Raw genomic sequence first — 11109 nt, 5'->3', positions numbered from 1 at the left:
CCCCTTCCATCATCCCAGCCACGAATAGTTTGCGCACGTAAGTCGGGCAAGACTCCGGACGGGTACGCAAGGGCAAGCTTAGGGTTTGCAACCTTATCAAATGTTGCACCGTTCATTTTCAGAAAGCCGGTCGGCGGTGTTGCCAGCGGCCAGGGAATTGGAGTCCCAACCGGGAGCATAGAGCCTTCTCCCAGACCAACGTTTTCCGGAAGACATGGTTACTTCTGGCGGTGTGGTACCTTACCTGCAGTACAGCCAGAAATGACGATGCTCGATACAATGCGAGGGACTATGGCATCTAAATAAAGGGGATTTTTATGCTGATCGGCTATGTAAGGGTGTCAACAAATGACCAGAACACCGCGCTGCAAAGAAATGCGCTGGAAAGCGCAGGATGTGAACAAATATTTGAAGACAAAATAAGCGGCACAAAAGCGGAAAGGCCGGGGCTTAAGCGTTTATTACGAACCTTATCGAAGGGGGATACGCTGGTTGTCTGGAAGCTTGATCGTCTCGGGCGGAGCATGCGCCACCTGGTGACCATGATCGAAGAGCTACGCAATCGCGGTGTTAACTTCCGCAGCCTGACAGACAGCATTGATACCTCAACACCTATGGGGCGTTTTTTCTTTCACGTCATGGGGGCGCTGGCAGAAATGGAGAGAGTTAATCGTTGAGCGCACCCGCGCCGGTTTGGTTGCAGCTCGTGCAGAAGGAAGGATAGGAGGGAGGCGACCAAAACTGACAGAGCAGCAATGGGAACAGGCGGGAAGACTGATCGCCGCAGGGGAGAAACGACAGCGGGTGGCTATTATTTTTGATGTCGGAATATCGACACTTTATAAAAAGTTCCCTTCAACAAGAAGGGAACATGAAGGGGCTTAAGGCATTATTAAAACAGACCGTTGAGCGAGTCTTTCACTTGGTTTATCGCATTATTTGCACTCGTCTTTAACCCAGCAAGGGCATCGCTGACGGTCGAGCTTTGCAGCTTCTCCCTGTAATCCGCATCGACACGGCTCAGACTGAGGGTAAATTCGATTTTTTTTGGATTCCCAAATCGGTCGAACTCGGACTTGCCCCGCTCCAGACGTGTTAAAACGTACATACCATAAATACGTCCCGTACCCTCAATAAGCGGCCATGGGCGCCCCGCGTAGCCGACGGTTTCAAGGGCTGACAGCGAGAGATTTCCACCGGTGATTTCTGGGTAAAGGACGCCTGACAGCGTTATATTGTCATCACCAGCGCCAATGTACTGCCAACCGGCTGACTGGTTAACCCGCTCGTTTTTTACGTGCCTCCACTCCTGCGAGTGCTGGAGTTGCTGGTAAGGGGTGGTGCGCAGCATAAAAACGAACATTCCAAAAACCATCATCATAATCGTCACCTATTCTCTGTCGCGGAAAGAACCACGGTTAATTCTGCCGGTGCTGGCCATCGCATCACGCACAACATTGCGCATCATTCTTTCCAGCTCCTGATCCGTGCGTTTACCAACATCGTTAAAGATAATGTTAAAAATTGGGGCGCCGCCGGTCGGAGCGGTAACGGGAGCTGATACCGGGGCCTGTGTGGCGGCTGTCGCGGAAATAATGCCGCCAGCTGCGGGCGTTGCCACTCGAGGTACTGATTGCGGTATGACACGCGCTTCCTGATATGCGCCACGCAAAGCCAGAGCTCGAGGCAGGTTCTTGAAAATAATGTCACCGGGCCCGACTTTCTTGGTGTTGTCAGCAGTTGCTTTTGTATTGTCTGCGATACTTTGCAGGCGTCGTTGTGTGCTGGTATTGCCAGATAGAGGCGAGGCTGCTGCGGGGGCACCAGTAGTAACAGGGGACTCTGCTTTTTTGGGAGCAACTTTAGCCATATCACCGGCAAGGAAAGCAACCTTATCCTGAAGGAGGGCAGATCGTTGCGCGTCCTCAATTTTCTTTCGCGCTCTCTCAGCCTCATCGGGTAAAACGCCAAGTTTTTCAAGTATCCAACCCAGAGCATCAAGCAGCATCCTGGCTGGAGTCAGGACGAGATTAATTGCCCCACCGAGAACGCTACCGAAGATCTGCCCGGCGCTAGTGCATTTATCAAGCGCCTCCTTACTGGCCTGTACCGGCGATAAAAGGTTTGTGAACCACTCCCAGACGGATTTAACTCCATTGCTTATTGATTCAAAGACAGGGGAGAAGGTTGCAAAGGTATCCCTGAGAGGGGAAATAGCCTGCATAATCCCGGTGAACAGACCAGCGAAAAACGCTTTAATTGGTTCCCAGTATCGCCAGATTAGCAATCCCGCAGCGACAAATGCGGCGCCAATCAGGCCGATAGGGCTCAGCAAAAAAGATAAAGCCCCACCAAGAACAGATACCGCACCGGTGATCATGCCCCAGATTGCTGGCAAGCCAGTAAGACGCAGCAACAACATACCAATATTTTTTGTCAGCGGACCCAAAAGTACGCCAGGAGACAGGAATGCAGTAAGCAGACCAGCGCGAACCGCAGGGAGAATAGCTGCAATTCTTCCCAGGTTAGGTGTGATTCCTGACAGTACGACTGACCATCCTCTGACATTAGCCATGGCTGGTCCCGCGACAGTGCCGAGAGTGCGAAAAGCTGCTATCGTGCCGAGAAGTCCTCGACCACCTGTCAGAAGGGTAAACCCTAACTGGAGTTTAGCTAGAGGCCCAATCAACAACCCGATCACCAATGAAATACTACCGAGCGCCGCAGTCAGTACTAAGGCGCTACCACCAACAAGAACAAGTGATTTAGTTAACTCAGGATTTCTGTCAACCCATTGCATTACTCCTGTGATGACAGAAGTAAGACCCTGAGTAAGCCTCCTGAATGTTCCGTCTACAGTATCATTGACTGCAATGCGGAAGCCTTCCCATGCGCTGTCTAGCTCCATAAGATCGCCAGTCAGGTTGTCCATCATTTTTTTTGCTGTGCTTTGGGCTTCACCATTCCCGTGAGCTTTTGAGATCCCATCATAAAGATCCCGAAGATAGCCATCACCTGCGCCATTGATGATCGCCTGAAGACCGACAAAACCCTCTTCCCCTGCGATGGCTTTCAAAAATCCTATTTGCTGTGGTGCTTTGAACTTTGACAGCTTTTGCTGCATATCAAGCAATAACTCAAAAGGTTTTCTCATTTCGCCCGTTGAGTCAGTTACTTCCACTCCAAGTTCTTGCAACGCTTTCTGTGCAGCTTTTGGGGGAGATGCCAAGCGGGAAAGGCTACGGCGTAGTGCAGTACCAGCGTCACCACCTTTTATCCCCATCCGCGCCAGTGCTCCCGTGAGGGTTGCTGTTTCTTCCAGAGTGAGTCCCAGAGCCTGCGCCACTGGTCCGGTATATTTCATGGTCTCGCCAAGTTCACGCAGGTTAGTGTTAGTACGTGTAAATGCACCGGTTAAAACATCACTGACGCGATCCATTTGCGATGCGTCAAGGGCAAACTGTGAAAGGATATTGGTACCAATATCCGCTGTCTCGCCTAGGTCAAGATCACCGGCCAAAGCCATATCGAGAACCCCGGGTAGAGCAGCGCGGATGGAGTCTGGAGTAAACCCAGCCATCGCGAGAAAAGACTGTCCTCGCGCCGCATCAGTGGTGGTAAATGCTGTTTCGGCACCGAGTTTTTTAGCCTGTTCTCTCAGGGCAGTAAACTCGGATGATTTTTTATCAATACGAGTCAGTGCTTGAACGCGGGACATTTCCTTATCGAAACTGAGGGCTGGCGCCAAAAAACGGCCGCCAGAGTAACCTGCTGCCGCAGTACCAAGCATCATCCCCATGCCCGCGCCGCGAAGCTTACCCGCCGTTTCTTTTGCTCGCTCGTACCTGGCCTGGGCTTTTTGAGTTGCAGCCAGCTGGCGTCGCTCGCGCTCAAGGGCCTGGTTATATTGCTCGGTTCGCCTGATTGCGCTTTGGATGGCACCGCTGCCGGAGGTGAGGTTAACGCCGTGCTGTCGTACTGCCTGTGCTGCTGTTCGTAGCTGTGTTGTCTGCCTGCCGTAGGTTTCTGTCAGTCGGGAAAGTTTGGTGCGAAGTGACTCAAGCCGTGCCGTCTGGGCTTCAGTAAGCTGGCCGCCTTCACGTTGTTTCTGGTTTAGACCGTCAAAGGCCCTCTGGGTGCTTTTCAGCTTCTGCGCAGTGTCATTGGCTTGCGAGCGCAACTTATCAAATGATGTTGCGCTTTTTTCCAGGTCTTTGATGGAAGACTGTGTTTTTTTGAGGGAGTCAGAAAGGCCGCCAATAGCTTTACTGGCGGCACTGACCGGGCGGGTGAGTTTGTCAATTGCACTGAACGCAACGCGAATACTAAGATCCATCGTCGTCATCCTCCTTATCATGGTTACCGCTTCTGACAGCCGCCCGTTCGCGCCAGGCCATCAGCTCGCGCAACTCCATGCTGTGCATTTCGGAGGGCGGCCAGTGAAATATCACAGCGATGTCAGCGATCAGATCGTCCACATCGCTGAATACTGCCTCTCTTACTTGCTCGCCGCCGCCGCCTCGCCCGGTGCGGACGGCGCCGCTTTCGTCAAAAAAGGTGTGATTTCTTCACACAGTGCCGTAAAGTCGCCGGTCGCCATTGAGGAAATGTCAGCGGATGTCAGTTGAGGGGTGGTGACGCGAGTCAGCAGGGTTGATACCGCGTCATAGTCGAAGTTGAGAACATCAACCAGACGCAGCCCACGCAGTGAGCCAGCCTGTTTGATCGTGTCGGTGATTGCGACGGATTTGATTTCCTGATCACCGCGTTTAATGGGTTGGCTGAGAGTTACTGACATTATTATTTCTCCGGGCGGCCAGACTGGCCGCCATTGGTAGTGGTTAAAAAAGGTTACTGTCCGAGGCCCAGCGCGGATGCAATGCGATCCGCGTAGAGACTCTTGCCGTTGCGCTTGTAGATGAAGTTCAGCAGGTCGATTTCCAGCAAAGGCTTGTCATCCACGGACAGCTTGTAATACGTATTTTTGAGCGCATAAGTATGGCTGGTGTCATCACCCTGCTTGGCTTCGCCCTGGTCGACTTCGGTGATACGTCCGCGCATCTCGACTTCAAGCAGGGAGCTTGTACCGCCGCTGTAGATCTCACCGACAAAGCGCGTGCGTAGTTCGTCAATATCCCCACCCCATTTCAGGATCAGCTCCTCGACCATGCCGCCAACAACCATTGATGCATCCAGTGCGCCTGAATCAAGGCCGAGGTCAACAGCAGCGGAGCCAAGCATCCCGCCACCCTGGTAATCTTCCGTTTTACGGGTAATTTTCGGGAGCGTGACGCTGGGGATCTTCCCGATGTAGTTGTCGCCATCGACAAACATCGTGAACAGGCGGAGTTTCTTCGGAATAGCCATTTATGCACCTCCCAGCGATGCAAAGGCTGGTTCGTAATACTGATCGGTAAACGTCTGGATCAGCGTCAAGTTTTCCAGCGGTGGCACGGGGCTGTAGTTGTAGCGAACAACCGCTTTACCCTGGCGAATACCGGTGGTCGGGTTATCGACAATATCAAACCAACATGCCGCACCAATCAGTTTGCCAGCAGTGACCAGCGCCTGAAGCTTGGCATTGATCCCGCTTACAACGTCTTTGACGTTAGCCGGGGTAAGCGGTTTATCCACGGTGGTGAATTGTGCTTCCGCAATGCTGTCCGCAAGAATTTGAGCCGTCCGGGTAAACACCTCGAAAATATATTCTTCGGTGTCGGTGGTACGGTTACCCCAGAACCGGAAACCATCGCGTTTGATCAGCGTGGTAATCTCGTTAGCGTTCAGCTCGTTAGCGTCGGAGTCCTCCGCCTGTAACGCCCAGAACACGTCTTTGGAGATACCCAGGACGTTTTTCACCGCAACGTTAGAAAGTGACTTGTGCCAGCCCTGCTCATTATCAATCAGTGCCCGCAGGCCAAGCGCATAGGCAACAGCCGGGAATTCTTCATTAACGCCAGTCTGCGGGTTGAAGGCGATGAAGTTGGGCCAAATCATCATCCCTTCACGCTCGGCGAACTGCTCGCGGTAGGTTTTTGCTTCGGCAATAGTCTCGCAGCCATCACAGTAGCTGTAAGAGAATGCACGCAGCTGTTTCGCAATTACGCGCAGCTGTGCGGTTACTTCCTGCGTGTCGTACATCGGAATGCCGAGGATGCGAGGGCGATAACCGGTTTTCTGCTCTGCGGTCAGCAGGGCAAACATCCCGGTATAGCTTCCGTCAGCCTGTGTGCCACCGATAATGAGCTGGGATTGCGTTTTGGCATTTTCTCCTTCCTTTGCTTCAGCGACACGAACAACAATTACACGCGTGCTGACCTGGTCGGAAATAGCCTTGAGAGATTTATACAGTGAGCCTGTTTTGCCCGCCTTACCCAGCACGCTAATCACGCGAGTGATCAGGACTGGCGTATCAAGTGGAAAGGTGAGGGGATCGGCATCATCGGCCACCGCAACCAGACCAATGACCGTTGAATCAATGTCATTGATCGCGGTCTGGAGGTCGGTGTTTTCTTTGGTGCGCGCCCCGTGGAAAAAGTTGTCGGTCATACTCTACCGCCATCATGTTTAGTGAGTTCATGGTGATATTCGCTGAATTCCGGGCGGTAGACACGTTGAGATGGATGTCGCAGGAAGGCGACAACAAAAGGCTGTTTGTCCTATCGCGCGCGCATGGAAATATTTGCGGGAGGAGAAAGCGATGGCACTGACAACTGACGCAATAGAGAGCGCAAAAAGCCTGCTGAATGCGGGTGCTGAGAAATTCAAAAATTATCCTGGCGACTTGTCACGTGTGCCAGCGTTTAACGTAACGCTTGGCGGCAAGGGGCTGATCATGCTGGATGAGAAACTGATCTCGTTAGAATTAACAGATAACAGGGGCTTTAATGCTGATGAACTGACTATCACTGTTGATGACAGCCAGGGAGATATTGAGTTACCGCCACGTGGCGCTGAGTTATCGGTAGCGATAGGCTGGCAGGGAGAAAAACTGGTACACAAAGGGATTTTCATCGTGGATGAAATTGCGCACTCAGGGCCGCCGGACCGTATCGAGATCACGGCCAGAAGTGCAGATTTTCGCGATGAATTTAACGTTAAGCGGGAGGTGTCGTGGCATGACGTTACAGTAGAGCGCATCGTCTCTGCTATAGCTCACAGATACAAGTTAAAACCTCTCATCTCAGAGCAACTGATGTCCGCCGAGATCGATCATGCAGATCAGACGCAGGAAAGCGATATGTCGTTTCTGACGCGCATGGCGGAAATGCTGGGCGCTATTGCAACTGTGAAAAATGGTTACCTGCTCTTCATCCTGCCTGGTGGCGGTGTCAACGCAAACGGCAGAGCGTTGCCGGAATTTTCCATCACGCGCAACAGCGGAGATCGCCATTCTTTCCGGATTGCAGATCGCGACGCATACACTGGCGTGCAGGCGTACTGGCTTGATCTGGATTTCGGGAAAAAGAAAAAGGTTACTGTTAAAAAGCGGAAGAAAACCGCAGACAAAAAGCCGCGTAGCAGCAGCCGGGAAGGGGACTATATTGCCGGTGAAGATGGTAACGTTTTTGTACTCCGTACGACGTACAGCAGTGAGATGGCCGCACAACGTGCAGCAGCTGCAAAATGGCAACAACTCCAGCGCGGAGCTGCTGAGTTCTCTTTAACCCTGGCTTACGGGCGCGCGGATCTGTATCCGGAGATGCACGGAACGGTAACGGAGTTCAAAGACGTCATTGACGGCCAGGACTGGATAATTGCGAAGGCAAGCCACACTATTGACGATAGTGGGTTTAAAACGCGGCTGGAGTTGGAAGCAAAAATACCTGAATGGATTGCAGAAACCGAATCATAGCGGCCATAATATGAGCGAGTTCAACTCCCGCCATGGGAGGCCATTATGTTTAAGTGTCCTGTTTGTGGTGCCGTCGCCCGTACGCGCACCAGTCGCCCTCTTAGTGAAATGACAGTCCGGCATTATCACCAGTGCCAGAATTTCGAATGCAGTATTACGTTTACTACGCTCAACAGCGTTGAGAAGCTTGTAACCAAACGCGCGCCCCGCGAAAAGTTACCGGCTGATTTCATCCCATCCGATGCTTTCCCTGCTTCGCACTATGGGAGGAATCAGCTTAATTTGGCCCTCTAAATAGTGGCAGCAAAAATCAAACCATTACCTGTGATTATCAGCGATTACCAGCAAAGAGAGTCTTATTTATCATAAGCTTATGTTTTATAAGACTCTCTAATAGTTTTTAAAATCCCTCGGCGTTCGCGCTGTGTGGGTTCAAGTCCCACTCCGGGTACCATGGGAAAGAATAGAATAATCAAAGCAATAAGCAGTGTCGTGAAACCACCTACGGGTGGTTTTTTTGTGCCTGAAATTTCCCGCTTCTCGCTCAGCGAACCTTCAAGATCAGAAATCCCCTGGCTTTCATCCTTTGTGCATCACAGGCATTTGGGGTGTAACGCAAGCATATCACCCTGACGGGCGCAACACAGATACGCCAACGCTATTGCAACTCTTACCGGTCTATTTGCACCATCAGTATGCGGTGAACTAACAGGTTAGATGAAAACAAGCAGAGTCACTATCAGCGTGCAGCATGAGCTCTTAAGGCCTGTCAGCCAGTCGTTGAGATAGATTTTCTGATACATATGAAACTCTCCCTGTTTTGAAATTCTCTTTTATGATTCCAAGTCAGGAGGGGCGGCTACAGGTCATGAGAGATAAACGTTCGCAGCCGAGGGGCCTCGAAGACCATTTATTCGACAAACTCAACGCGTAATCCGGGGATGAGTACTTCTGAGTCACGGAGACTTAAGGCTGAAATGTGAAGCTGTACATCTTTGCGACCATCGGAGGGGGAGATAAGGCCTTTACCGCTCTTGCAGTCAAAGGCTTTGACAATTCCTGTCATTTTACGAGACAAAAAAATTCCTTAAAGCTAATAACGTGTTGCACTATACACATACCCCTGGATAATGCCAGAAATATTTTTCAGCAATCGTGAGATCTGGATAGCTAAAATAAACATTGATTATTATATACGCCCGTGCGTTAATGGTCGCGTCGGTTTGAAGAACAGACAAAATACAAAGTAGTTTACTAAAGCAGTTCTCATTTCAGGTGTTTTATATTTATCCCTTCTTTGAGTCTCCCCACTAAGCACTAAGTAGTTTCTGTAATAAAACCATGTTCGCCGGAAGGCCAAATTAAGGAATACAAAATGTCAAAAAAGATGAATGGTTTAGTAAAATGGTTTAATGCCGATAAGGGATTCGGTTTTATTTCTCCTGTTGACGGTAGTAAAGATTTATTTGTACATTTTTCTGCTATCCAGAGCGATAATTTCCGCACCTTGTTTGAAGGGCAAAAAGTCTCATACTCCATTGAGAATGGTACTAAAGGTCCGGTTGCTGGCAATGTAGTTATTACAGAGTAAATCCTTTATTGTCTGTATGCGATAACGAAGAAGGCTAAAGCCTGAGTAGACATACTGACAGAAGCAATGGATGTATTGTTGGGTCAGTAGAGATGAAATGTTACTGATCCGGCATTCAGGGCAACGGTCAGCATATTTCATCTCTCTTTTGCATGAGAAAGTATGCTGACCATTGTGAGTACGTGTAGGTTCGCTGCACGAAAAGTCTAACCGCTTGCTTTGCACGGCAACGTACGCAAGGGGATAGCTTTTCCCAGATATCACCATAATTTTTATTTTTTAAATATGAAAATACTAAACCCGCAGCCAGCGGGTTTTCTATTATCTGTAGCTTGATAAATCTTAAAATACAGATGTGGTGATTCTGTTCCAGAAATAGAGTCTAAAACGGATTCAGGCTGCTTCTTTTTGGTTTGTCTGGAATACTTTATTGCAATGAGGACAGATTAAAAGAGAACCTTTTTGTACTCTTGAAAAACTGTGTTCAGATTGTTGGGTACAGTTTGGGCAGGTGCATTTGACAAGATAGTTGCGGCGTGATTTAGAGTCTTTACGTTCTGACATAGGCTTTTCCTTGAGTGGATGAACTTCAACCATACCCTAATTCGTCCAAAAAATCTTAACTTTATGATGTTTTGGATATGTAAATATAAAGAAAAGGTATCGCAAAGAGCCTGATGATAAGGGCGGCTTCCCAAATTTATTTCTGTAATCCTCAATCTCCCTGGCTGCGTGGTTCTAATGAAAATACGAAAAGATTGCTCAGACAGTATTTTCCAAAAGGAGCTGGCTTATCGGTTCGCAGCCAACAAAGAATTAACATTGTTGCATCCAGCGGTTGAACGCCCAGCAAAAAGCGGACGTTTTTGAGCTCAGTAAAAAAGGCCGTTATATTTTGGCCTGATTGACGCGAGATGAAAGCTCCTGATGGCTCTCTTTTCGTTCGCTGTAGCGATCGGCAAGGTAATCGGTTTGCCCCTTGAGCAGCAGCGTGATTTTAAACAACTCCTCGGCGACATCGACGATACGATCATACCAGGACGAAGGTTTCATTCGCCCGTTCTCATCGAATTCTTGCCAGGCTTTGGCTATTGAGGACTGGTTAGGGATCGTGAACATCCTCATCCAGCGCCCAAGGATACGCATCTGGTTCACGGCGTTAAAAGATTGAGACCCGCCGCAGACCTGCATCACCGCCAGTGTTTTTCCCTGTGAAGGGCGAACGGCCCCTTCGCTTAAGGGTATCCAGTCGATCTGTGCCTTCATCACCGCACTCATTGCCCCATGCCGCTCCGGGGAACTCCACACCATCCCATCACACCATCTGACCAGCTCGCGCAGCTCGGTGACTTTTGGGTGCGTATCTGGGGCATCATCCGGCAGGGGTAAACCTGAGGGATTAAACAGTCTTACTTCCGCTCCCATCGCCGTCAGCAGGCGTCCTGCTTCTTCTGCGGCAAAACGACTGTAAGAACGCTCTCTTACCGAGCCATACAGGATCAGTATGCGTGGCGGCTCCTGGAGCTGCAGGCGTTCAGCAATCTGCTGATCGAAGCAATCAGCATTCAGTGCAGGAAAGTGTTCCATTTTTTACTCCTCCAGGAGGTTCTGTGATTTCAAATTCAACACATATGATTTATCATATATGTATTCTAAAGGGAAC

11 protein-coding genes and 4 pseudogenes are annotated in these 11109 nt (G+C 50.1%); 5 read left to right on the top strand and 10 right to left on the bottom strand.

Annotation, left to right across the window (positions count from 1 at the left end; genetic code table 11):
- Positions 1–203 (bottom strand): annotated as a pseudogene (locus B9P82_RS24880) (tail fiber protein); the annotation flags it as partial.
- A 114-nt stretch (positions 204–317) separates the two neighbouring features.
- On the opposite strand from B9P82_RS24880, the pseudogene B9P82_RS24875 reads away from it, so the two are divergent.
- Positions 318–885 (top strand): annotated as a pseudogene (locus tag B9P82_RS24875) (recombinase family protein).
- Between the two features lie 7 nt (positions 886–892).
- Here the strand turns inward: B9P82_RS24875 and B9P82_RS24870 are convergent.
- The 6 genes from B9P82_RS24870 to B9P82_RS24845 are packed head-to-tail and all read right to left on the bottom strand — an operon-like array spanning position 893 to position 6549.
- The gene (locus tag B9P82_RS24870; RefSeq protein ID WP_024142417.1) at positions 893–1381 is read right to left on the bottom strand and encodes a phage tail protein; all 489 of its coding nucleotides are present in this window, start codon (positions 1379–1381) and stop codon (positions 893–895) included.
- A 9-nt stretch (positions 1382–1390) separates the two neighbouring features.
- Positions 1391–4336, bottom strand: a complete 2946-nt coding sequence (locus B9P82_RS24865; RefSeq protein WP_101701147.1) for a phage tail tape measure protein — start codon at positions 4334–4336, stop codon at positions 1391–1393.
- The gene (locus tag B9P82_RS29305; RefSeq protein WP_256387635.1) at positions 4326–4478 is read right to left on the bottom strand and encodes a GpE family phage tail protein; all 153 of its coding nucleotides are present in this window, start codon (positions 4476–4478) and stop codon (positions 4326–4328) included. The genes B9P82_RS24865 and B9P82_RS29305 overlap by 11 nt, the downstream gene beginning before the upstream one ends.
- A gap of 20 nt (positions 4479–4498) precedes the next feature.
- A complete protein-coding gene (locus tag B9P82_RS24855) occupies positions 4499–4798 on the bottom strand; it encodes a phage tail assembly protein (RefSeq protein WP_101701146.1) in 300 nt (99 codons plus the stop codon).
- A 53-nt stretch (positions 4799–4851) separates the two neighbouring features.
- Complete coding sequence (locus tag B9P82_RS24850) at positions 4852–5367, bottom strand: phage major tail tube protein (RefSeq protein WP_101701145.1); 516 nt, start codon at positions 5365–5367, stop codon at positions 4852–4854.
- Positions 5368–6549 (bottom strand): phage tail sheath subtilisin-like domain-containing protein, encoded by a 1182-nt coding sequence (locus B9P82_RS24845; protein ID WP_008500387.1) that lies wholly within the window; start codon positions 6547–6549, stop codon positions 5368–5370.
- Positions 6550–6700: 151 nt separating this feature from the next.
- Between B9P82_RS24845 and B9P82_RS24840 the strand changes: the two genes are divergently transcribed.
- Both B9P82_RS24840 and B9P82_RS24835 read left to right on the top strand, forming a co-directional pair.
- The gene (locus B9P82_RS24840) at positions 6701–7855 is read left to right on the top strand and encodes a contractile injection system protein, VgrG/Pvc8 family (RefSeq protein ID WP_101701144.1); all 1155 of its coding nucleotides are present in this window, start codon (positions 6701–6703) and stop codon (positions 7853–7855) included.
- 45 nt (positions 7856–7900) lie between these two features.
- Entirely contained in the window at positions 7901–8149 is a 249-nt protein-coding gene (locus tag B9P82_RS24835; RefSeq protein ID WP_039268386.1) for an Ogr/Delta-like zinc finger protein, read from the top strand.
- Positions 8150–8721: 572 nt separating this feature from the next.
- Here B9P82_RS24835 and cspF read toward each other — a convergent pair.
- Positions 8722–8933 (bottom strand): annotated as a pseudogene (cspF, locus tag B9P82_RS24830) (cold shock-like protein CspF).
- 297 nt (positions 8934–9230) lie between these two features.
- Here cspF and cspA point away from each other — a divergent pair.
- Complete coding sequence (cspA, locus tag B9P82_RS24825) at positions 9231–9446, top strand: RNA chaperone/antiterminator CspA (RefSeq protein ID WP_016153470.1); 216 nt, start codon at positions 9231–9233, stop codon at positions 9444–9446.
- A gap of 393 nt (positions 9447–9839) precedes the next feature.
- Here cspA and B9P82_RS29150 read toward each other — a convergent pair whose 3' ends face one another.
- Complete coding sequence (locus B9P82_RS29150) at positions 9840–10010, bottom strand: YnfU family zinc-binding protein (protein WP_162835200.1); 171 nt, start codon at positions 10008–10010, stop codon at positions 9840–9842.
- 131 nt (positions 10011–10141) lie between these two features.
- Here B9P82_RS29150 and B9P82_RS28735 point away from each other — a divergent pair.
- Positions 10142–10276 (top strand): annotated as a pseudogene (locus B9P82_RS28735) (IS30 family transposase); the annotation flags it as partial.
- A gap of 58 nt (positions 10277–10334) precedes the next feature.
- Here B9P82_RS28735 and arsH read toward each other — a convergent pair.
- A complete protein-coding gene (gene arsH / locus B9P82_RS24820; protein ID WP_016156832.1) occupies positions 10335–11033 on the bottom strand; it encodes an arsenical resistance protein ArsH in 699 nt (232 codons plus the stop codon).
- Positions 11034–11109 lie beyond the last annotated feature (76 nt).

The sequence above is a fragment of the Citrobacter sp. L55 genome, from assembly GCF_002850715.1.
In the GTDB taxonomy this organism is placed as follows: Bacteria; Pseudomonadota; Gammaproteobacteria; order Enterobacterales; family Enterobacteriaceae; genus Citrobacter; species Citrobacter braakii.
Note: the sequence above shows the minus strand (reverse complement) of the source record. Positions and strands in the feature narration are given on the sequence as shown.